Origin of the sequence: Actinomyces bowdenii, assembly GCF_017592395.1 — a bacterium.
GTDB lineage: Bacteria > Actinomycetota > Actinomycetes > Actinomycetales > Actinomycetaceae > Actinomyces > Actinomyces bowdenii.
On the sequence record NZ_JAGFOU010000024.1, the window covers coordinates 1 to 22,328 of the forward strand.

Genomic DNA, 22,328 nt, shown 5'->3' on the forward strand with positions numbered 1-22,328 from the left:
CGCCGCTACCTATCCCAGACCTCACTCCAGCAACTAACCCACACCCTGACCCACACCACCCCCGACAACCACCCCCTGATGACCATCACCACCTAACACAAAGAACACCACACCAAGAGACTTGACCCGGGTCCGCGACCACCAGCTGCTACCCCACTCCACGGGGCACTACTGGAGGCGAAGAAGCGCGTCACTTGGCGGATTCGACGTCACTTCACGACTTGGGCGACACCTACAAGGTACGTCCACGTCGCGAAGTGACGCGCCTGTCGCGAAGTGACGCTCAACCGTCCTCGCGGAGCCGCCGCTGCCCTCGCGGAGCCCTCCGGTGGCCGCGCCGGCCGCAGCGCTGATCAGATCCAGGAGTCCAGGAGCATGTGCATGCGCCAGAAGTCGTAGGACACCGTCCGGCCGGTCCAGATCGGCCACCACAGGATGGCGAAGGTCACGGCGAGTCCCACGACGACGACGGTGAGCAGCAGCCCCTCGGGGCGCAGGCGCCAGGTGGGCACGCCCGTCCACCGGGGCGGCAGCATCCGCAGGACCCTGCCTGCCAGCCCTACCGGATGGGCCGCGCTCGCGCCGCCCTGCGGGCCGTCGTCGGCCCCGGCCCCATCGGCGCCCTCCGGCTCCTCGATCCCCTCGGCCTCCAGGGTCGTGAGGGACGTGCCCGCCGTGGGGTAGTCGTCCATGAGCCCGGAGGCCTTCTCGGCCATGGCGCGTCGATCCGCCGTGGCGGTCGCGGTGTCCTCGGCCGTGGGGTAGCCGTCCATGGCATCGGTGGGGCCCTGCCCGCCCCCCTCGGCGGCCCCGGCCGCCTCGGGGCCCTGAGCGGAGGCCTCCCGCACCGCGACGCCGTCGGGGGCCGTGCCGGCATCGGAGGCGCCGACGGTGGGGGCGCCGTCGTCGGGCAGCCGTGCACCGGTGGCCTGCGGGCCGAAGCCGAGGAAGCGGGCGATGAGCCCGCGCGGGGCCGGCCGCCCCTCGCCGATCCACCCCGCCGCCAGGGTGGCCTCCTCCAGCCGGTCCTCCCGGGAGCCGGGAACGGGCCGCAGCATTCCCATCCCCTGCCCCAGGGCGAGGGTCAGGGCGAGGACCACGAAGGGCACGAAGGCGACGGTGTAGAAGGTGAAGATCGTGCGATCGGGGTACTGGAACCAGGGGACGTACAGCCCCAGGTAGCCGGCCAGCGGCACCCAGGCGCGCCAGTCGCGCCCCGAGATGCCCATGACCAGGACCACCACCAGGCCCAGGATCGCCGCCCACCAGATGGGGATGTTGCCGATGGAGGTGATGGCCTGCACGCAGCGCGACGCGCCGCAGGAGGCGCCGGCCATCTCCTCCTCGGAGGGCCAGTAGAAGGAGGTCGGCCGCCATTGCAGCAGCCAGCCCGCGGGAGTGGACTCGTAGGGGTGCTTGGAGTCCAGCCCCACATGGAAGCTGTACATGGACTGGTGGTACTCCAGCAGGTCGTTGAGGGAATCCGGCAACCAGGAGCGCTGGGGCGTCCCGGCGGCGCGCTGCTCGGCGGCCCACCCGTGCTTGTAGGCCTTGTCGTGGACGAACCAGGACCACCACAGGGCCACGTAGACCACCAGGGCCGTGGGCACCAGGCGGACGAAGTCGCCGATGCCGCGAGCGATGACCCCCTCCAGCAGCCACGCCTTGGAGCGCACCTGCCGCAGCGCCGTCGTGTCCCACACCACCACCAGGATGCCCACCACTGCCAGCAGGTAGAGGCCCGACCACTTGATCGAGCAGGTCAGGCCCAGGCTGACGCCGGTGGCCCACAGCCAGGGGCGCAGATGCGCGCGGGGGGCCAGGTGGTTGGCGCTCGTGCCCCTCAGGTCGCGGGCGAGCCTGGCCCGCGACCACTCCCGGTCGCGCACCAGACAGTACAGGGTGAGCGTGGCGAAGAACCCGATGAGGACATCCAGCAGCCCGATGCGCGACTCGGTGATCCCCACGCCGTCGATGGCCAGCAGCAGGCCGGCGAGCCCCGCCAGCAGGGGGGAGCGGGTCAGGCGCATGGTCAGGCGCGCCAGGAGCACCACCGTGGCGATGCCGGCGATGGCCGGCACGATCCGCCACCCCCAGGGGGAGTCGGCGCCCAGGGCCTGCATGCCCAGGCCGATGAGCCACTTGCCGAACTGGGGGTGGACCACGTAGCTGGGCTCGGAGGACATCCCCGAGAAGTCGCCCGCGGCGAACAGCGCGTCGGAGCCCTCCGCCCACTGCGCCTCATAGCCCACCGTCCACAGCGCGTAGGCGTCCTTGACGTAGTAGATCTCATCGAACATGAGCGTGCTGGGGTGGCCCAGGCCGATGAGCCGGGTCAGGGCCGCGATGAGGGCGACGACGGCGGTGGCCACCCAGCCGCGGATCCTCACCGCCCGCGGCAGGGCCCACTCCAGGGGCTCCAGGCCCAGCCGCCGGCGCAGCTCGTTCTCGGTGCGCGCGGGCGGGTCCCGGTCCTCCTCCGCCAGGCCCGGATCCTGCTCCGGGGCCGGGGCTTCGGCCGGGGCGCCGAGGGCCTCCCGGTCGAGGGGGCCTCGGGCGACCGTGGTGGCCTCGGCGTCTGCGGGCACATCGGGGGACAGCGCGCTGGGAGTTGTCACGCTGCGAGTCTAGGGGCAGCGCCATACTGATCCCATGAACGATGACGGACCATCTGCCGCCAGCGCCCCTGCTCAGGGCCGCGACGGCGCTCCTGTCGCGGCCCCGGCGCCCTCCGAGCAGGGGCCCGGCCCGGGCGTGCCCCGGGCGGGGGAGGCACTGCGGGAGTCCGGGGGACCAGGGCCCGCCGATTGCCTGCGGCCCGGCGTCATCACCCTGGCCGCCACCCCTATCGGGAATGCGGCCGACGCCAGCGCCCGACTGCGGGCTGCTCTGGGCTGCGCCGGGCTCATCGCCGCGGAGGACACCCGGCGCCTGCGGGCCCTGGCCCAGCGGCTCGGGGTGGAGATCACGGGACGAGTGGTCTCCCTCCATGAGCACAATGAGCGCCGGCGCGCCGGCGAGCTCATCGAGGCGGCGCGTGCGGGGCACCGCATCCTGGTGGTCAGCGATGCGGGCATGCCCTCGGTCTCCGACCCCGGTTACCGCCTGGTGCGGGCGGCGGTGCAGGCCGGGGTGGAGGTGACATCGGCCCCCGGGCCCTCGGCGGTGCTGAGCGCGCTGGCCCTGTCCGGCCTGGCCTCGGACCGCTTCTGCTTCGAGGGCTTCCTGCCGCGCCGTCCGGGGGAGCGCCGCCGCGCGATCACCGCCCTGAGTGGCGAGGAGCGCACGATGGTGCTCTTCGAGTCGCCGCGGCGCGTGCATGAGACGATCACGATGATGGCGGAGATCCTGGGCCAGGACCGCCCCGCGGCCCTGTGCCGGGAGCTGACCAAGACCCATGAGGAGATCCGCCGCGCCACCCTGGGGGAGCTGGCCCGCTCCACTGAGCAGGGCGTGCTGGGGGAGGTGGTCCTCGTCGTCGCCGGGGCCCGGCCCGCGGAGGCCGATCCCCGGGAGGCGGCGCGCACGGCCCTGTCCCTGGCCGAGCAGGGCATGCGGCTCAAGGACGCGGCCGGGCAGGCGGCCCGATCGGCGGGGCTGCGGCCCAACGATGTCTACCGCGAGGCGCTGGCCCTGCGCCAGGAGCGGGCGGCGCAGTAGGGCCGGCGGAGGCCGACCGGGGCTGGCGGGCGCCGGCCGGCATCGCGCCGGTGGTCCGGGGCGCGCCGATGCCGGTTCACCGTTAGGCTCTGGGCATGACCGCACAGCCTCGCCGCCGCGCACTCATCATCGTTGATGTCCAGCCCACCTTCTGCGAGGGCGGTGCCCTGGCCGTCACCGGGGGCAATGACGTCGCCCGAGGCGTGGCCGCCTACGCCACCGCCCACCGTGAGGACTACGACATGGTGGTGACCACCCAGGACTGGCATATCGATCCGGGCCGCCATTTCTCCGAGGAGCCGGATTTCGTGGACACCTGGCCCCCGCACGGCGTGGCGGGCACTCGGGAGGCTGATCTTCACGAGGCGCTGGCCGAGGTGGATGTGGATGTGGCGGTGAAGAAGGGCCAGTACTCGGCCGCCTACTCGGGCTTCGAGGGGGTGGACGACAGCGGCACCAGCCTGCAGCGGATCCTGATGGATGCGGGGATCACCGACCTGGACGTCGTCGGCCTGGCCGAGTCCCACTGCGTCAAGGACACGGCCCTGGACGGGGCCGCCCGCGGCTACCGGGTGCGGGTGATGACCGACCTGACGGCGCCCGTGACGCCAGAGCAGGGGGCCGCCGCCCGCGCCGCCCTGGCCCACGCCGGGGTCGAGCTCACCACCTCCCCCTGAACTTTCGACAATTTGCATGAGATCGTACTTCTCCAGGCCTGGAGAAGTACGATCTCATGCAAATTGTCGAAAAGTCAGGAAAGTCAGGGCAGTGGCTGCTGCCGCTTACGGGCGCTGGAGCGCACCGCCCACCAGATCCCCCCGCCGACGGCGAGGAAGAGGCCGACGAGTCCCAGGAGGACCCCGCCGATGATGCCGGCGACGGTGCCGCCGATGTCGCTCGGTGAGGCGGCGTGCCCGACGTAGGCCTGCCGGACGCCGGTGATGCTGGCACTCGTGTCGCAGGTGATGGTGTAGGTGCCCGCCTCATCCGCCTCGAAGGTGGCGTTGAGATGGAGGTCGTTGATGATCACGGACTTGGCGGTCTCCGTTCTGGCGGTTGAGACGACGACGTCGCTTCCATCGGGTGCCTCGACCTCGCACCTGGGCGGGAAGATGGTGTCGGTGTAGAGGGCGTAGGACTGCGAGGCCTTGAGGCTGATCAGGCTGGGCGCATCCATGGCGATCGGCTGGAAGGACGAGGTGATCCGGCTCAGGGAGACCACTGAGCCGGCCAGGAGGGCGCCGGCCAGGACGATGGTGAGAATGCCGCTGACCAGCAGGATGATCGGCCCTATGTTGCCCTGCGGGACGGGCCGCCTGGGGGCTGCCACGCCCGGCCCATAGGGGTAGGGGGCTTGAGGGCCGTAGGGAGCGCCTGGCGGCACGGCCGCGCCCGGAGGCGGATAGGGGACGGCAGCCGGCGGGTCGGGGACATGCTGGAACGGGTCCTGGGGGAAGGGCTGGGAGCCCGGGTACTGGGTCATGGGAGCCCTCCTGGCTCGACGACGATGAGCGCACGGTCCGCGGCGCGGTGGCGCAGCCGCGTGAGGCGCCGCAGTGAAGTGATGAGTGCTGTGAGTATCACAGTAGTCGTCGCTGAGGCGGGCTCGCGCCATTCCTGCGACGCGGGGCTCAGGAGAGCGGGGAGGAGCGGCCGCCAGGACCAGGGGCGCCAGGGGGAGCCGCGCACGTGCCCGGGGAGAGGAGGCGGGAGGAGGTGCGGCCCGCCCGGAGGGCTCAGTCCTGTTGCGTCAGGCCTCGGGGGCGCCGGGGCCCTGCGGGTACTCGGTCGGGAGCACGGGAGATGAGGCGGGGTAGGCGGGGTATGGGGCAGGGTGGGCCGGTGAGGGGCCGTAGACCGAGGAGGGGCAGGGCCAGGCGGGCTGGGCCGGGAGCGCCTGGGCCGGGGCGGCAGGAGGGTGAGTGGCGGGAGTCATCGGCGCGGCAGGGACGGCGCCGGGCCATGACGTCCACCCCCACTGCTGGGGGCCGGCGGCCTGCATGCCGAGCATCTGCGCTTCGCGGTGCATACGGATCCGGCGCACGACGGTGGCGCTCCCCCCTCCCAGGATCAGCGGCACGCTCAGCGCCAGGGCGAGGCCGGACCACATGAAGAGGGAATGCGCCTCACGGTTGTTCTCCGACGTGTCCCTGGACAGATTGAGGATGATGGGACCTGCCGCGGTGCAGGCCAACCGATGGACCCCATCGTGCTGAGCGGTGAAGGACAGCCGCTCCGGCTGGGCCGTCGTCCCGGAGCTGGTCTCCCTGTCCGTGCCCCCGCCGGGACCCTCGGAAGGCGGCTCCAGGCCGAGCCGGGCGCCGGAGGGGCCGGTGATGGTGCAGGACACATCCTCCGCATCGGAATAGAGGCTGTAGCGGCGCTCCCCCCGGAGCTCCGCGCGCAGCGGCGTGCCGTCGGCGGGGACGGCACGCTCGTTCTCGATCCTCGGGGATTGGGAGGAGACCATGGAGGCGACGAACAGGCCGATGCTCAGGGCCGCCAGGCATGCGCCCAGGGACAGCGCGGCAAGGGCCCAGAGCCCTCCGGCGCGGCGCCGACCACGCGGAGCGGTCATGGCGGGGGCCGCGATGGCCAAGGGCTGCCAGGATTGCTCAGGCCCTGGGTGCGGGCTCATGGTCATGGGCTCCCACCTCCGCCCATCTTCATCCACGGGGCCAGGCGCCCGGCATGTGCCCGCCGGCTCCCACGCCGGCCATGGAGGTCAGCGACGCCGTCTGGGCGCGCAGGAAGGCCCGGATGCGCCGGGCGCGAACCACGGAGGCGATGACGAGTGGGATGATGCCCAGGATGATGAGGGCAAGACCGGTGAGCGCCCAGTGGAAAGCGCCATCGTAGTCATCGGAGGTGACCAGGGGGCTGGCCCAGGTGGTGTCCTCCTCCTGGCCCGAGCAGGAGATGGTGTAGGAGCCCGAGGAGGCCGCCGTGAAGGTCCCGAAGTGCTTGTAGTTGCGGCTGGAGAAGGGCTTCTCGTTCCCGGGGGTGATAGCCGTCTCCCGGCCCTGGGGATCCGTGACGGTGCACGACGGCGCCTCCTCGGTGAGGTGGTAGAGCCCGTACCGCTCCCCGGAGGACAGCTCGGCCGCCACGGCGCCATTGGTCCTGATCTCGCTGAATCCGTCATCCAGGTTGCCCGAGAGGAGAAGGCTGCTCACGAAGGCGATGATCCCTCCCATGATGACCACCGCGCTGAACCCGATGACGACGGCCGGCCCCTTCGTGCGGGGCGCAGCCCGCGATGCCCCGGGACCGGCGGTGCCCGCCGCTACCGGGGCCGGGCTGATCTCCGGCCATCGCGCGGCAGGGGGCGCACCGGCCGATACTGCGGAGGCGGCCCAGGGCTGGGGGGCCGAGGGCGCCCAGGCCGGCACCGCGCGGTAGGGCGAGGACTGGGCGGGCGGGCCCGCCGGCCCCGCAGCGTGGGGCGCAGGGGCCTGCCCCATGGCGGGGGCGGCGCCTGCTCCGGCCGCGAAGGGGGCGCCGGCCTCAGCCAGGGGCCCCTGGGGGTAGGCGGCGGTCGCCGCGTACTGGTCGTGCACCGGGCCCGGGCCCCCGTGGCCCTGGGCGGCCGGAGCCGGTCCCACCGCGCCGTACCCGGTGGAGGGGGCGCTGAGGGAGGAGGGGGCCGTGCCCGGGGCGGGCTGCGCCGAGTAGGCCGAGTAGGCCGAGTAGGCCGAGTAGGCCGAGTGGGTGGGGCCGGCTGGGTGATCCGCATGGGCCGGTGCCATGGCGGCCGCCGGCTGCCCGGGGTGGGCGGGCGCGCCGGGGCCGGCGGCCGACGCGGGCAGATGGCCGTAGCGGGGCTGCTCCTGCTGCGGCTGAGCCGGATCGGCCCCGGGGCTCGCCTGGGGCGGCTGGCTCGGCTGGGTCATGGCGCGTCCTTCCTCAACGGTGCGGGCCCCGCCCCGCTCCCCCGGCAGGGGCCGCCCCCGCTGGGGCGGGGAGGGCCGGTGGGCGGCAGGGGCGCGGGCGGTGCCACTGCTGGGGACACCATACGGACCCCGAGTGCCGAGCGGATAGGCTATGGCCCATGACGCACATCCTCTCCGCGGTCGCCTGGCCCTACGCCAATGGCCCCCGCCACATCGGTCACGTCGCCGGATTCGGCGTCCCCTCGGACGTCTTCTCCCGCTACATGCGCATGGCGGGCCACGACGTCCTCATGGTCTCGGGCACCGACGAGCACGGCACCCCGATCCTCGTGGCCGCCGACGAGGAGGGGATCAGCGCCCGCGAGCTCGCCGACCGCAACAACCGCCTCATCGTCGAGGACCTCGTGGCCCTGGGGCTGTCCTACGACCTGTTCACCCGCACCACGGCCGGCAACCACTACGCCGTCGTCCAGGAGATGTTCCGCACCGTGCGGGACAACGGCTACATGGTCCAGCGGGTCACCCGCTCGGCCATCTCCCCCTCCACCGGCCGCACCCTGCCCGACCGCTACATCGAGGGCACCTGCCCCATCTGCGGGGCCGCCGGGGCCCGCGGGGACCAGTGCGACACCTGCGGCAACCAGCTCGACCCCACCGACCTCATCGACCCGCGCTCGCGCATCAACGGCGAGGCCCCCGAGTTCGTGGAGTCCACCCACTGGTTCCTCGACCTGCCGGCCCTGGCCGCCGCCCTGGGCGCCTGGCTCGATCAGCGCGAGTCCTCGGGCACCTGGCGCCCCAATGTCATCAAGTTCTCCCAGAACCTCCTGGAGGACATCCGCCCGCGCGCCATGACCCGCGACATCGACTGGGGCATCCCGGTCCCGGGCTGGGAGGACCGGCCCACCAAGCGCCTCTACGTCTGGTTCGACGCCGTCATCGGGTACCTGTCGGCCTCCATCGAGTGGGCCCGGCGCAGCGGGGACCCCGAGGCCTGGCGCGCCTGGTGGAACGACCCCGAGGCCCTGTCCTACTACTTCATGGGCAAGGACAACATCGTCTTCCACTCCCAGATCTGGCCCGCCGAGCTCCTGGGCCACAACGGCCAGGGCGAGCGCGGCGGCGCCCCCGGCGAGCTGGGCGTGCTCAACCTGCCCACCGAGGTGGTCTCCAGCGAGTTCCTCACCATGGAGGGCAGGAAGTTCTCCTCCTCCCACGGCATCGTCATCTACGTGCGCGACTTCCTCCAGCGCTACCAGGCCGACGCCCTGCGCTACTTCATCTGCGCCGCCGGCCCCGAGACCGCCGACGCCGACTTCACCTGGGCGGAGTTCGTGCGCCGCACCAACGGCGAGCTCGTCGCGGGCTGGGGCAACCTGGTCAACCGCACCGCCTCCATGATCCACAAGCGCTTCGGCGCCATCCCCGCCCCCGGCGAGCTCCAGGAGGAGGACCGGGCCCTGCTGGAGGCCATCGAGGCGGGCTTCACCACCGTGGGGGGCCTCATCGCCCGCCACCGCCAGAAGGCGGCCCTGGGGGAGGCCATGCGGCTGGTGGGGGAGGCCAACAAGTACGTGGCCGATACCCAGCCCTTCAAGCTCAAGGGCGAGGAGGGCTCCGAGGCCTGGCTGCGGCTGTCGACGGTCCTGCACACCCTGGCCCAGGCCGTGGCCGATCTCAACCTCCTGCTCTCGCCCTTCCTGCCCCACTCGGCCAACGCCGTCGACCGCATCCTGGGCGGGGAGGGCCGGATCGCGCCCATGCCCCGCATCGAGGAGGCCGAGGAGCTGGCCCCCCAGGCGCTGCCCGAGGCCTTCGAGGGCCGCGGCGGCTACCCCATCATCACCGGGGACTACACCGGCGCCCCCGCCTGGCGGCGCCATCCCGTCCCCGTGGGCGCCCCGGTGGCCAAGCCGGCCCCCGTGTTCACCAAGCTCGAGGAGTCCATCGTCGAGGAGGAGCTGGCCCGCTACGCCGGCAGCCTGCCCGACGACGTCACCGGCGCCTGAGCCCCCGCCCCGGAGCGGACCGACCCGAGAGGAGGGCACCCGCCGTGAGCCCCAGCAGGCGCGACCGCTCCTGGCCGCCGGCCGACGCCGTCGCCCCACTGCCCGGACCCGTCACCGACAACCACGCCCACCTGCCCTATCCCGGGGAGCCGGCGGGGCCGGGCTCCCACGACCCGCTCAGCGCCGCCGAGCTCGTCGAGCGCGCCTGGGCCGCCGGGGTGACCCGGATGATCACCTCGGCCTGCGAGCTGCCCGCCTGGGAGCCCAGCCTGGAGCTGGCCCGGGGGCTGGGGGGCGTGCGCGCGGCCCTGGCCATCCACCCCAATGAGGCCGTCAGCCACGCGGGGGTGCGCGAGGTGGGCCCCGACGGCCTGGAGCCGCGCTTCGAGGACCACCACACCATCGGCCTGGACGGGGCCCTGTCCCGCCTGGAGGCCGCCATCGCCGCCAACCGCGACGCCGTGGTGGCCGTGGGGGAGACCGGCATGGACCTCTTCCGCACCGGCGAGCGCGGCGCCCGGGTCCAGCGCGAGTCCTTCCGCGCCCACATCGCCCTGGCCAAGGAGCTCGACCTGCCCCTGCAGATCCACGACCGCGACGCCCACGCCGCCTGCGTGGAGGTGCTGGAGGCCGACGGCGCCCCGGCCCGCACCGTCTTCCACTGCTTCTCCGGCGGGCAGGCGCTGGCCCGGGCCTGCGCCGAGCACGGCTGGTACGCCTCCATCGCCGGGCCTGTGACCTATCCCGCCAATGAGGATCTGCGCGCCGCCGTGCGCCTCCTGCCCGAGGAGCTCCTCCTGGTGGAGACCGACGCCCCCTACCTGCCGCCCAGGCCCTGGCGGGGACGGCCCAACGCCTCCTACCTCATGGGTGCCACCGTGGGCTTCCTGGCCGGGCTCAGGGACCGGGACCTGGAGGGCATGTGCGCCAGGCTCCAGGCCACCACGCAGGAGGTCTACGGGTGGTGGCCGCCGGCGGGCGGCGATGAGGTGGTGCCGCCGGCGGGCGGTGATGATGGGCCCGGCGATCAACCCTCAGCATGATCCCAGGCTGGCACCAGGTGGGAGTCAGTTGAGATCTGCACGGTTCAGTCACAAGCCGTCAACGCTGTGAGGGGACGCATAGTCAGATCCCCGAGCGATCCGTTACGGTGGCACGAGCCGTCTACCGAAGGAATGACATCGTGGGTCGACACTCCCAGACCAGTTCGCTGAACACCACCCTGGTGGAGCTCGGCTCCCTGGCCTCGCGGTCCCTGTCCCGGGGAGCCGCCACCGGGGGGCACGGGCGCCGCCGCGCCGAGGGGCCGGCGAGGACCCCGCTGAGCCCCATGCTCTTCCGCGCCGGGGGCGCGGCCGCCGTGCTGTCCCTGGCGGTCTCCGGTGGCGCCTACGCCGCCGTGCTCGCCCAGGACGAGGGCGAGGGCGGTGTGGCCGGCTCGCTGAGCGCGCTGGGCGGCGAGGCCGGGGGAGCCGGCATCCAGGACGGGGGCCCCGGGGCGGGCGCCCCGTCCGCGGTCGTCGAGGGCGAGAGCGCCGAGTTCTCCACCGTCACCGAGGACACCACCGAGGCCCACGGCACGGTGGAGAAGGAGACCGACTCCCTGCCCGAGGGCGAGACCAAGGTCGAGACCGAGGGCGTCGACGGCGTGACGCGCACCACCTACCAGGTGGCCAGTGTGGGCGGCCAGGAGGTCTCCCGCGAGGCCGTGTCCACCGTCGTGGTCACCCAGAAGGTCGATGAGGTCGTCCTCAAGGGCACCGGCGCCCAGCCGGCCGCGCCCGCCCAGGCCCCGGCTGAGGCCCCCGCCGCCGAGTCCCCCGCCCAGGCCCCCGCTGAGGCCGCCCCCGCCCCCGTCGCCGAGTCGGGCACCGACGCGGCCGGCGCCCAGGCCATCGCCAAGTCGATGATGGCCGGCTACGGCTGGAACGACTCGGAGTTCTCCTGCCTGGTGAGCCTGTGGAACCGGGAGTCCAACTGGAACTACCAGGCCGAGAACCCCTCCTCGGGCGCCTACGGCATTCCCCAGTCCCTGCCCGGCGACAAGATGGCCGCCGCCGGGGCGGACTGGCGGACCAACCCCACCACCCAGATCACCTGGGGCCTGGGCTACATCTCCGAGCGCTACGGCAGCCCCTGCGGCGCCTGGGCCCACTCCGAGGCCGTGGGCTGGTACTGACCCGCGGTCCGGGCACTGATCCCGTGGGGCCCGCTGCCGGCCACTGGCCGGCAGCGGGCCCAGCGCATGGGCCGCCAGGGGCCGCCCCGGCGCCTGTGATGGGCGGCATTGCCCGGCCCGTGATCGGTCCGTTACGGTGGGCGCCACTGCCGACCAGAAGGACGAGACCCCGTGGCCCCCATGGACAACACCGCCCCCCAGCCTCCCACCGCCCTCCCCGACGCCGAGGCCTCCAGCGCCGCCAGTGGGGCTGCGCCCGAGCCGCGTCACCGCGCCTCCGTGCTCACCCGCTCGGCCCTGGTGGCGGCCGGCCTGTCCCTCATCGTCTCCGGGGGCGCCTATGCCGCCGTCCAGGTGGCCGGCGACGGCTCCTCCGGGCAGTCCACCCTGGCGGGCGCGGCCCTGGGCGGGGAGGCCGAGGCCGCCCCCACCGGCCAGGCCCTCACCGTTGAGGCCCCCTCCTCCTCGGTGACCATGGTCACCGAGGACGTCACCGAGGCCCACACCACCGTGGAGAAGGAGACCGACTCCCTGCCCGAGGGCGAGACCAAGGTCGAGACCCAGGGCGTCGACGGCGTGACCCGCACCGTCTACGAGGTCACCACCGTCGACGGCCAGGAGGCCTCCCGCACGCCGGTCTCCACCGTGGTCCTGACCCAGAGGGTCGACGAGGTCGTCCTGGTGGGCACCGGCAAGGCCCAGTCCACCCCCGCCCCCAGCACTGCGGCCCCCGACTCCGGGGCCACCACCTCCAAGGGCGAGGCCGAGCCGTCCCCCCAGGCGCCCTCCGAGGACTCGGGCTCCTCCAGCTCCTCGGACTCCGGCTCCTCCAGCGGCGGCTCCGGTGGCGCTTCGGCGGATGACTCGGGGGTCTGGGCCCAGCTCGCCCAGTGCGAGTCGGGCGGCAACCCGAGCACCAACACCGGCAACGGCTACTACGGCCTCTACCAGTTCTCCCTGTCCACCTGGCAGTCGGTGGGCGGCACCGGCCTGCCCTCCGACGCCAGCGCCGAGGAGCAGACCATGCGCGCCCAGATGCTCCAGCAGCGCGCCGGATGGGGGCAGTGGCCCCACTGCGCCGCCAAGCTCGGCCTGCTCTGAGCCGGCCGCCCGGGCCCGTCCCCGTCCTCGCCCCCTCGGCCGGGAAGCCCCAGGTGGGCAGTGCTACCGTGCTGCTACCGTGCTCCTGCTGCGCGACCACGGTGCCGATGTGCACCAGCGCTCCGCAGTTGTTGAGTACAGGCTGAGCGCACGGCCAGCACCCACCGAGCAGGCATGAGGCAGGCATTGAGGCAGGTAACGTCATGAGCGGGCCCTCCCCGCAGGAGAGCCCCGCCGCGGCAGGCGGGCTCCTGGGGCCCGCCCAGGTGCGCGGACTGGCTCAGGCCCTGGGCATCCGTCCCACCAAGACCCTGGGCCAGAACTTCGTCCACGACGCCGGGGCGGTGCGGCGCATCGTGCGCAGCGCCGGGGTGGGGCCCCAGCACTGCGTGCTGGAGGTCGGCCCGGGCCTGGGCTCCCTGACCCTGGCCCTGCTGGAGACCGGCGCCCGCGTCGTGGCCGTCGAGATCGACCCCGCCCTGGCCCGGGCCCTGCCCGTGACCGTGGCCGATCGCATGCCGCATGCCGCCGGGCGCCTCAGCCTCATCGAGGCCGACGCCCTGGGCATCCGCGGCCCCGCCGACCTGGGCGGGGCCCGGCCCACGCTCATGGTCGCGAACCTGCCCTACAACGTGGCCGTGCCCCTCGTGCTCACCGCCCTGGAGGCCCTGCCGAGCCTGGAGCGGCTGACCGTCATGGTCCAGGCCGAGGTGGCCGACCGCCTCGCCGCCCCGCCGGGCTCGCGCACCTACGGCGTGCCCAGCGCCAAGGCCGCCTGGTACGCCCGGGCCCGCCGCACCCTGACCATCTCCCGCCACGTCTTCTGGCCCGTGCCCCATGTGGACTCCGCCCTGGTCGAGCTCATCCGGCGCCCGCCCCCGGCCACCACCGCCTCGCGCGAGCAGGTCTTCGCCGTCATCGACGCCGCCTTCTCCCAGCGCCGCAAGACCCTGCGCAAGGCCCTGGCCGACCTGGCCGGCGGCACGGATCGGGCCGAGGCAGCCCTGCGCGCCGCGGGCATCGACCCCGCCCAGCGGGGGGAGCGGCTCGGTGTGGAGGCCTTCGCCGCCCTGGCGGAGGCCCTCAGCGCCCTCGGCCCCGGCGAGTCCCAGGGCCCGCCCGCCCAGCAGCCGGCCCACCGGCCCGATCACAGTCCCGCCCAGGCGTCCCAGGAGGGCCCCCGGGCCGGAGAGGAGCCCCGATGAGCCACCTGCGCTCGGTCCCCTGCGGGCCGGACCCCGCCCCGCCCCGCTCCGGATCGGCGGCCTCGGTGCGCGTCGAGGCGCCGGGCAAGGTCAACCTCTTCCTGTCCGTGGGCGCCCCCGGTCCCGACGGCTACCACCCCCTGACCACCGTCTTCCAGGCGGTTCGCCTCATCGAGACCATCACCGCGCGCCGCCAGCCCTCCCAGTCCCGGCAGGACATCACCCTGACCCTGGAGGAGCCCGATGGCACCGTCCCCACCGATGAGGCCAATCTCGCCGTGCGCGCCGCCCATCTCCTGGCCCGGGCCGCGGGCGTGAGCGAGGGAGTGGACCTGCTGCTGCGCAAGCGCGTCCCCGTGGCCGGGGGCATGGCCGGGGGGTCGGCCGACGCCGCCGCGGCCCTCGTGGCCTGCAACGCCCTGTGGGGCACGGGACTGGGCCCCGGCGAGCTGGCCGCCCTGGCCGCCCAGCTGGGCGCCGACGTCCCCTTCCCCCTGATCGGCAGCACGGCGGTGGGCCACGGCCGCGGCGACCTGGTCACCCCCCTGATGGCCCGCGGCACCTACCAGTGGGTCATCGCCCTCCAGGAGCGGGGGCTGTCGACCCCCGAGGTCTTCCGCCGCTTCGATGACCTGAGCGGGGCGGGCCCGGCGCCCAGCACCCAGGAGGTCCCCGAGGCCATGACCGCCGCCCTGCGCGCCGGGGACCCCCGGGCCCTGGCCGCCCACCTGCACAACGACCTCCAGGCCGCCGCCCTCGACCTGCGCCCCGAGCTGGCCGGGGTCATCGCCCTGGCCGAGCGGGCCGGCGCCCTGCGGGCCATCGTCTCGGGCTCCGGCCCCACCGTCGTCGCCCTGGTCCAGGATGCGGCCTGCGCCCAGCGCGTGCGCCGGGCGCTGGATGCCAGCGGGCTGTGCTCGCGGACGCTGAGGGTCGACGCCCCCGTCGCCGGCGCCCGGGTGGTGGGCTGATGGCCCACCTGCTCGGCGTGGAGGGCCTGCGCATCGTCGTGGGATCCCGGATCCTGCTCGACGGCGCCACCCTGGGCATCGAGGACGGCGCCCGGGTGGGGGTGCTGGGCCCCAACGGCGCGGGCAAGTCCACCCTCCTGTCCGCCCTGGCCGCCCGCCGCGAGCCCGACGGCGGGCGCATCACCCGGGCCGGCGGGGTGCGCGTGGCCATGCTCGACCAGGCCGACAGCATCGATCCCGCCGCCACGGTGCGCAGCGCCGTCCACGGCCGGGCCGCGGAGCACGAGTGGGCCTCCCTGGCCGCCGTGCGCGACATCCACGCCGGGCTGCTGGCCGACCTGGACCTGGAGGCCCCTGTGGGCTCCCTGTCCGGCGGCCAGCGCCGCCGTGTGGCCCTGGCCGCCGTGCTCACCGCCCCGGCCGATATCGTCATCCTCGACGAGCCCACCAACCACCTCGATGTCGAGGCGGTGGACTGGCTCGCCGGCCACCTCGGCCGCCGCTTCAGCGGCCCGCGCCGGGCCGGGGCGCTGGTGGCCGTCACCCACGACCGCTGGTTCCTCGATGCCGTGTGCACCAACGTGTGGGAGGTGGTCCCCGGCCTCGATCCCGGAGGCGGGCGCCCCCAGGTGCCTGGCAGGATCGAGACCTACGAGGGCGGCTACGCCGCCTACGTCCTGGCGCGGGCCGAGAGGGCCCGCCAGGCGGCCCTGGCCGCCGCCAAGCGGGACAACCTCCTGCGCAAGGAGCTGGCCTGGCTGCGGCGCGGCGCTCCCGCCCGGACCTCCAAGCCCCGCTTCCGCATCGCGGCGGCCGAGGCCCTCATCGCCGATGTGCCGCCCCCGCGCGACACGGTCAGGCTCACCGCCATGGCCACCGCCCGCCTGGGCAAGCGCGTCATCGACCTGGAGGGCGTCACCGTGCGCTACCCCCGGCCCGACGGCGGTGAGCACGAGGTGCTGCGCCGGGTGACCTGGCGCACGGCGCCGGGGGAGCGGGTGGGCATCGTCGGGGTCAACGGCGCGGGCAAGACCACCCTGCTGCGGCTGCTGGAAGGGGCCCAGGAGCCCACCGAGGGCCAGGTGCGCCGCGGGGCGACCGTGGCGGTGGCCACCCTGTCCCAGTCCACCCACGAGCTCGACGCCCTGGCCGACAAGCGCGTGGTCGAGGCGGTGTCCATGGTGGGGGAGCGGGTGAGCGTGGGCGGCCAGGAGCTCACCGCCGCCCAGCTCGTCGAGCGCCTGGGCTTCACCCGCCAGCGCGCCTGGACCCGCGTGGGCGACATCAGCGGAGGGGAGCGCCGCCGCCTCCAGCTGCTGCGCCTGCTCATGACCGAGCCCAATGTGCTGCTCCTGGACGAGCCCACCAACGACCTGGACACCGACACCCTGGCCGCCGTGGAGGACATCCTGGACTCCTTCCCCGGCACGCTCATCGTGGTCTCCCACGACCGCTACCTGCTGGAGCGGGTCACCGATCATCAGATGGCGCTGCTGGGCGACGGCTCCCTGCGGGCGCTGCCCGGGGGCGTGGAGCAGTACCTGGAGCTGCGCCGCCAGGCAGGCTTCAGCGTGCAGGCGCCCGCGGTGGGCAGGAGCCGGGCCGGTGGCGGCCCGCAGGGGGTGGAGGCCCCGGCCACCGCAGGGGGCGCCGGCCCCGGCGCCCCCGCGACGACGAGGGCCGGGAGCGGTGCGGCGCCCGGGGCGCTGCGCCGCGAGGCGGGCAAGGCCCTGGCGCGCATCGAGCGCAGGATGCAGCGGGCCGAGAGCGTCATGGAGGAGCTGCACGCCCGCCTGGAGCAGGTCTCCGCCGACCCCTCCCGGGCGGGCGAGCTCGCGGGGCTGGGGCGCGAGGCGGCCGCCGCCGAAGCGGAGCACGCCGCCCTGGAGGAGCAGTGGCTGGAGGCCGCCGCGGCCATCGAGGTGCTCGACTCCGGGCGCTGAGGCGCGGTTCGCCGGGAAGGGCAGGGAGGGGACCGGGGGAGTCGCGCGGGGGCGGGTCTACACGGGGGCGACCTGGCGGGCCAGCTCCACCAGGTCCCCCAGGTGGGGGGTGATGCTCGTCGCTGAGGCGCCCCACAGCCGCATGACCAGGTCCACCGGGACCGTGGGCAGTCCGGCCAGCCGCAGGACCACCGCCCCCTGGGTGGCGCCCGAGTCCTCGCCGAAGGCGGAGAAGCCGGCCATGTCGTGGCCCGGGCGCAGCCGCGTGGGCTCGGCACCGGGGATCATCGCGTCGATGAGGGCCCGTTGAGTGGCCCGCCGGCCCTCCTTGGAGCCGTCGTCGCCGGCGATCTCCAGGCTCAGATCCACCACGAAGGGCGGATTGGCGACGTCGTCGATGTGCATGAGCCGGGCGAAGCGCCCCTGCCGCTCCATGGCCTGGAGCTCATCTAGCAGGGATTCGAGCTCGGAGCGCCACTGAGGGCCGGTCACGCCCAGGTGGGCGCTGCGGTGCCGCGCCTCCTCCCGCGCCCACCCGGGGGGCGGGAAGGGCGGGATGATCACCCAGCGCTGGGGATCAGGCGTGACAGCGATCTGCACGTTGTGCTCCTTCCGAGACTCTTGTCCGATGCACTCTAGTCGCCCAGACCCCTACTATGTCTGTCCTATGAGAGCCCGAGAGCACCATGCGACGATTATGCCTGCCACGACGGGCGGGCGCATCGGTCGTGCTCTCATAGATCTGGGACTCATTCTCGCACTATTCACATGGGTTGTGGGCTGGGGAGTGCCCGCGGCCATGGGGGCCTGCGGCCTGCTCATCGCTGTGATGACTCTCATGACGGCCCTCACCGGCGCCTCCCCGGGCGGGCTCGTCACCGGTGTCCGGCTGCGGCGCGTGGGTGACCCCACGGCCGCCCCGGGATGGGCGGCCGCGGCCCATGCCGCCTTCGTGCTCCTGGCCTTCGTGCCCACGGCCGGAGTGGCGGCGCTGGTGCTGTGGGGGCGCAGCATGATGCTCGGCGAGCACCGCAACTGGTTCGACCGGATGGCCGGGACGGTGCTCCTGTCCTCCCGGGCCTCGTCGGGGGTGGCCTGCTCCCTGGTCTTCGACGGCGCTGTGATTCCCGTCTCCGGGCCTCTGGTCCTAGGCCGGCGCCCTTCCCCTGTCCGCGATCACCCCGGCGCCCAGCTCGTCGCCGTTCTGCAAGGCGATGACTCGGTATCCAAGACCCACGTGCTCGTCCTGCCCGCCCCGGATGGTGTGTACATCACAGATCTGGGCTCCACGAACGGCACGCATATAGAGAGCGATACGGGCGTGCGCCGCCTTGCAGCCGGGCAGCAGGGTCACGTGGGCCGCGGACGGCAGGCATACTTGGGTGACGGAGTATGCGTCGTCCGTTGAGGAGAAGAAGATGACCGACAGCTCGAACAACGTCGTGTGGTGGGCCGAGGGCTCATGGAACGGTGTCATTACCGACCGTGCCGTGATGCTGCTGCCCCCCTCGGTCCCCCAGGACCTGACGGAGCGCCTGTGGTGGCTGCTGCGTAGCGACGAAGGATCCCTGACCCACGCTCTGGACGAGCTGGTCATGGGCATGGGTGGGCGTCTGGGAGCGATCCCGGACTTCGTCCTGGCCGTGACCACGCCCGACGTCCTGCACATGGCCCTCCGCGGCGAGGCGGAGGTCGAGGTCGATGGCCGGCCCGTGGACGCGGCAGGGATCACCACGTGGTTTGAGACCACGTTCACCTCCCCGACCTCGGTCGTGGCCAAGACCCCGGAGAAGGCCGGGCCCATCCTGCGCCCGGCCTCCGACGCCGTCGTCTGCGCCAGCCGCCTCATCATCAAGGGCGGTCGGGACCAGACGGACGACGGAGAGGACGAGGACCCCGATCGTGCCGGTTCCACGGAACCTGAGCACCACGGCGGCGCCGCGACCGGCGCCGGGAATGATGAGTGGATCGAGAGCGCCGAGGACTCCCCCGCAGCGGCAGTGGCCGCCCAGCCCGCGGAGAGCGGAGCCGAGGCCGCCGCGGCCCTCGCCCTGACCGGCGAGCTGCCCCGGACCGGTCCTGAGAGCAGCGCGGACGGCATCCAGGCCGTCGATATCACAGCCGAGGCGCCCGACGCCGAGGCCACCGGGCCCGACGAGGGCCCCGGGACTGGGACCGCCGAGACCTCCGGGACCACCGAGGCCGCTGAGAGCCGGCACGGCGCTGAGCAGGCCGAGGACGGCGCCAGCGCCGCCTCCCCCGAGGCCGCCGCGGTGGAGGACGAGGAGACCCGGGACCACAGCACCCCGGGGCTCAAGGACCCGGCCGAGGCCGCGGTCATCGCCGATGAGGCGGCCGCGGTCGGCTCGGCACCGGAGGCCGGTGCCTCCGCCGAGGCCACCGGCGACTCCGGTGACGCGGTGCCCGATGGGCCCGGGGCGGGCCCTCAGGCCGCTGAGGCCTTCGCCGCCGCCTTCGCCGAGCCCGAGGGGACGGCCATGCCCGCTGCGGCTGCCGGCGTCGAGGAGCCGGCGCAGGGTGCCGCGAGCCCCCTGCCCGTTGAGCTGCCCGACTTCCTCGTGGAGGCCGAGCAGCGCGAGGAGCGGGCCGACTGGGCCGCCCAGGCGGGCGGCGCCGAGCGCGCCGCCAGCCGCGAGGAGGGGGCCGGCCCCGAGCCGTGGCAGGCCCCCGGTGAGCCCACCGCTGAGGAGCTGGCCTTCGCGGCCAGCTCCCCGCAGGAGGGGGATCCGTCGGCCCTCGCCCCGCTGGACGCGGAGCCCTCGGAGCCGCAGGCCGATCCGCTGGCCTCGGGCCTGGTGCCCCCGCCGCCCCCTCCCGCCCAGGAGGGGGCCGGCGAGGCCGGGGGCCTTGAGGCGGAGGCCTCAGCCGCGTCGATGGACGAGGCCGCGGCCGAGCGCCCCGGGGACCACGATGGCCGCACCATCGCCAGCCTCCCGGAGGACCTGTCCAAGGAGCTGCGCGCCGAGCTGCTCAACCAGGGGGTCACCCCGGATGAGCCGCTGGACTCCCCCCGCGGGGGCAGGCGCGACCACGCAGCCGCGCCGATCGACGTCCCTGAGGGCGCCGATGGCACGGGGAGGGCGCCGGCCTCCGCGGTGCTGCTCCAGGAGGCGCCCCGCTTCGGCGACCACGACGGCCACACCGTCGCGGGCCTGCCCGAGGACCTCGTGGGCCAGTTGGTCAGCCTCATCGGGGGCCCGGAGAAGGAGGCCGAGGAGGCCCTGCCCGTGGTCACGCCCGCCGAGCCCGATGCCGTGCGCATCGTGCTCTCCGCGGTCTGCGGCCAGGGGCACCCCAACCCGACCAACTACACCACCTGCCGGGAGTGCGGGGCCGAGCTCAACCGTCCGGCCAAGTCGGTGGCCTGCCCGCCGCTGGGCCGGATGGTGACCTCCTCGGGGGAGGCCATCAGCCTGGACCGCCCTGTCCTGGTGGGTCGTGGGCCGGTGTCCTCCGACGTCGCCTCCGTGGCCGACGTGCCGGTGCGCACCCTGCAGATCCCCAGCCCCAACCAGCTGGTCTCGCGCAACCACATCCTCATCGAGCTGGATGCGTGGAGCGTGCTGGCCCAGGACCTGGGCAACTGCAATGGCACGATCCTCAATCGTGCCGGGGAGCCCTCCGTGCGGCTGGCGGCGTCCAACCCCGTGCTCCTGCGCAGCGGGGACGTGCTCGATCTAGGCGATGGTCAGACCCTCACCTTTGAGAATCTGCCTTGATGCTTGAACCGCACGGGACGCCCCCGGTCATCGCGGGCTTCACCTATCTCAGCGACCTCGGGGCGGGGGGCTACTCGACGGTGTACCTGTTCGAGCAGCAGATGCCCCGCCGCGAGGTCGCTGTCAAGGTGATGAACGCCGATGTCGAGGACAGGACGGCGAGCCGCTTCGAGTCCGAGGCCAACCTCATGGCCCGGGTCTCCTCGCACCCCGCCATCCTGTCCATCTACGGGGCGGGGGTCTCCACCGATGGCCACCCCTTCCTGGTCATGGAGTACTGCCCCCCGCCCCAGCTCGGGGCGATCCTGCGGGAGGGGCCGCTCAACGTCCCCGAGTCGCTGTCCACCGCCATCCAGATCGCCGGCGCCGTGGAGACCGCGCACCGCGCGGGCATCGTCCACCGGGATATCAAGCCGGCCAATATCCTGTTCACCACCTATCGCCGCCCGGTGCTCTCCGACTTCGGCATCTCCGCCATGAGCGGTCCGGAGGGCTCCGAGGAGTTGCGCGGCATGAGCGTGCCCTGGGCCCCGCCCGAGCAGCTGGTGGGGATGCGCTCGGCCAACCCCGCCTCTGATGTCTACTCCCTGGGCGCCACCACCTTCGCCATGCTCACGGGCCGCAGCCCCTTCGAGTTCGATGGCGTCCCCGACGTCTACGAGCTCTCCCGCCGCATCGTCAAGGACCCCCTGCCTCCCCTGGGGCGCCAGGACGCGCCCCCCTCCCTCCACCGGGTGCTCTCGGTGGCCATGGACAAGAACCCCGACTCCCGCTATCCCACGGCGCTGGCCTTCGCGCGCGCCCTGCAGCAGGTCCAGGCCGAGCTCGACCTGCCCATCACCACTGTCGACCTGTTCCACGAGGCGGACACCGCAACGGCGCGCAGCGCCCGCACGGAGGAGGACGACGAGGCCACCCACATGGGCGTCTTCAGCCGCGTGGAGGTCACTAGCGACGGGATCGCCATGCGGGTGGACGAGCCGCCCGAGGATCCCTCCCCGGCCTCCTCGGAGTACCGGGGCCGTGAGGCCGAGGCGGAGGCGGAGCTGGCCGAGCCCGGCCGCCTGCGCGTGATCATCGGCGGGATGCTGGTCATCGCCCTGGTGGTCATCATCGGCGCCATGGCCGTCTCCAAGCTGCACGGCGGCGAGGAGCGGCGCCCTGCTTTCGAGACCATCGCCCCACCGGCGGTCAGCCCCGTGGAGGCCGAGGTGGCCCCGCCCACCGGCCTGGAGGGCCGGATCAACGAGGACGGCTCCGTCCTGTTCACCTGGCAGGCGCCCAGCGACGACTGGAGCGGGCGCTACCTGTACCGGCAGGTCATCGCCGGGCAGGACACCCCCCTGGAGTCCACCAAGGACACCTCCGTCATCGTCGAGGGAGATCTGGGGCGCACCTGCCTGGAGGTCTACAGCCTGCGCGAGGACGGGAAGTCCTCCAGCGCGGTGACTGCCTGCGTGGAGGGCTGACAGGGCCCGCCGGCGCCCCCGGGCCGCGCTCCGCTGGGCGCGGGACTGGACCGCCTTGCGGGCCCCGCGCTCCGCCGCGCCTCAGGTGCGGCCGCGGGCCGCGCATCCGCGGGGCGCATCCCGCGTCATGCCCGCCCGTACGCCGCGCGGACGGCTGT

The 22,328-nt window shown here is 73.9% G+C and carries 17 protein-coding genes; 12 read left to right on the forward strand and 5 right to left on the reverse strand.

Features of this window, described 5'->3' with window-relative positions; all coding sequences use genetic code 11:
• Positions 1-353: 353 nt before the first annotated feature.
• Complete coding sequence (locus J5X07_RS10350; protein WP_424924127.1) at positions 354-2,618, reverse strand: dolichyl-phosphate-mannose--protein mannosyltransferase; 2,265 nt, start codon at positions 2,616-2,618, stop codon at positions 354-356.
• 34 nt (positions 2,619-2,652) lie between these two features.
• Here J5X07_RS10350 and rsmI point away from each other — a divergent pair, with 34 nt between their 5' ends.
• On the forward strand, positions 2,653-3,660 hold the full coding sequence (gene rsmI / locus J5X07_RS10355; protein WP_208479751.1) for a 16S rRNA (cytidine(1402)-2'-O)-methyltransferase: 1,008 nt from the start codon (positions 2,653-2,655) through the stop codon (positions 3,658-3,660).
• A 95-nt stretch (positions 3,661-3,755) separates the two neighbouring features.
• Positions 3,756-4,337: an isochorismatase family protein gene (locus J5X07_RS10360; protein WP_208479752.1), complete on the forward strand. Its 582-nt coding sequence runs from the start codon at positions 3,756-3,758 to the stop codon at positions 4,335-4,337.
• An 83-nt stretch (positions 4,338-4,420) separates the two neighbouring features.
• Here J5X07_RS10360 and J5X07_RS10365 read toward each other — a convergent pair whose 3' ends face one another.
• From J5X07_RS10365 to J5X07_RS10375, 3 genes are all read right to left on the reverse strand, one after another.
• Positions 4,421-5,143 carry a hypothetical protein gene (locus J5X07_RS10365; RefSeq protein ID WP_208479753.1) on the reverse strand — a complete coding sequence of 241 codons (723 nt, stop codon included), beginning with the start codon at positions 5,141-5,143 and terminating at the stop codon, positions 4,421-4,423.
• A gap of 267 nt (positions 5,144-5,410) precedes the next feature.
• The gene (locus J5X07_RS10370) at positions 5,411-6,259 is read right to left on the reverse strand and encodes a hypothetical protein (RefSeq protein ID WP_208479754.1); all 849 of its coding nucleotides are present in this window, start codon (positions 6,257-6,259) and stop codon (positions 5,411-5,413) included.
• 67 nt (positions 6,260-6,326) lie between these two features.
• Positions 6,327-7,553 (reverse strand): hypothetical protein, encoded by a 1,227-nt coding sequence (locus J5X07_RS10375; RefSeq protein ID WP_208479755.1) that lies wholly within the window; start codon positions 7,551-7,553, stop codon positions 6,327-6,329.
• A gap of 158 nt (positions 7,554-7,711) precedes the next feature.
• On the opposite strand from J5X07_RS10375, the gene metG reads away from it, so the two are divergent.
• The 7 genes from metG (at position 7,712) to J5X07_RS10410 (ending at position 16,961) form a co-directional block, all read left to right on the forward strand.
• Positions 7,712-9,562, forward strand: coding sequence for a methionine--tRNA ligase (metG, locus tag J5X07_RS10380; RefSeq protein ID WP_124933739.1), 1,851 nt, complete (start codon positions 7,712-7,714; stop codon positions 9,560-9,562).
• Between the two features lie 44 nt (positions 9,563-9,606).
• The gene (locus tag J5X07_RS10385; RefSeq protein ID WP_208479756.1) at positions 9,607-10,605 is read left to right on the forward strand and encodes a TatD family hydrolase; all 999 of its coding nucleotides are present in this window, start codon (positions 9,607-9,609) and stop codon (positions 10,603-10,605) included.
• Positions 10,606-10,745: 140 nt separating this feature from the next.
• Positions 10,746-11,741, forward strand: a complete 996-nt coding sequence (locus J5X07_RS10390; protein ID WP_124933737.1) for an aggregation-promoting factor C-terminal-like domain-containing protein — start codon at positions 10,746-10,748, stop codon at positions 11,739-11,741.
• A 180-nt stretch (positions 11,742-11,921) separates the two neighbouring features.
• Positions 11,922-12,842: a resuscitation-promoting factor gene (locus J5X07_RS13305; protein ID WP_279596176.1), complete on the forward strand. Its 921-nt coding sequence runs from the start codon at positions 11,922-11,924 to the stop codon at positions 12,840-12,842.
• Positions 12,843-13,045: 203 nt separating this feature from the next.
• Positions 13,046-14,047, forward strand: a complete 1,002-nt coding sequence (gene rsmA / locus J5X07_RS10400; protein ID WP_208479758.1) for a 16S rRNA (adenine(1518)-N(6)/adenine(1519)-N(6))-dimethyltransferase RsmA — start codon at positions 13,046-13,048, stop codon at positions 14,045-14,047.
• The gene (locus J5X07_RS10405) at positions 14,044-15,018 is read left to right on the forward strand and encodes a 4-(cytidine 5'-diphospho)-2-C-methyl-D-erythritol kinase (RefSeq protein ID WP_208479759.1); all 975 of its coding nucleotides are present in this window, start codon (positions 14,044-14,046) and stop codon (positions 15,016-15,018) included. Before rsmA ends, J5X07_RS10405 begins: the two co-directional genes overlap by 4 nt.
• The gene (locus J5X07_RS10410; RefSeq protein WP_208479760.1) at positions 15,018-16,961 is read left to right on the forward strand and encodes an ABC-F family ATP-binding cassette domain-containing protein; all 1,944 of its coding nucleotides are present in this window, start codon (positions 15,018-15,020) and stop codon (positions 16,959-16,961) included. Before J5X07_RS10405 ends, J5X07_RS10410 begins: the two co-directional genes overlap by 1 nt.
• Positions 16,962-17,018: 57 nt before the next feature.
• Here J5X07_RS10410 and J5X07_RS10415 read toward each other — a convergent pair whose 3' ends face one another.
• Positions 17,019-17,561 (reverse strand): hypothetical protein, encoded by a 543-nt coding sequence (locus J5X07_RS10415; protein ID WP_124933732.1) that lies wholly within the window; start codon positions 17,559-17,561, stop codon positions 17,019-17,021.
• A gap of 229 nt (positions 17,562-17,790) precedes the next feature.
• On the opposite strand from J5X07_RS10415, the gene J5X07_RS10420 reads away from it, so the two are divergent.
• The 3 genes from J5X07_RS10420 to J5X07_RS10430 are packed head-to-tail and all read left to right on the forward strand — an operon-like array spanning position 17,791 to position 22,170.
• Positions 17,791-18,369, forward strand: a complete 579-nt coding sequence (locus tag J5X07_RS10420; RefSeq protein WP_243896741.1) for an FHA domain-containing protein — start codon at positions 17,791-17,793, stop codon at positions 18,367-18,369.
• Positions 18,370-18,379: 10 nt separating this feature from the next.
• The gene (locus J5X07_RS10425) at positions 18,380-20,701 is read left to right on the forward strand and encodes an FHA domain-containing protein (RefSeq protein WP_208479761.1); all 2,322 of its coding nucleotides are present in this window, start codon (positions 18,380-18,382) and stop codon (positions 20,699-20,701) included.
• Positions 20,701-22,170, forward strand: a complete 1,470-nt coding sequence (locus tag J5X07_RS10430) for a serine/threonine-protein kinase (protein WP_208479762.1) — start codon at positions 20,701-20,703, stop codon at positions 22,168-22,170. Before J5X07_RS10425 ends, J5X07_RS10430 begins: the two co-directional genes overlap by 1 nt.
• Positions 22,171-22,328: the final 158 nt, after the last annotated feature.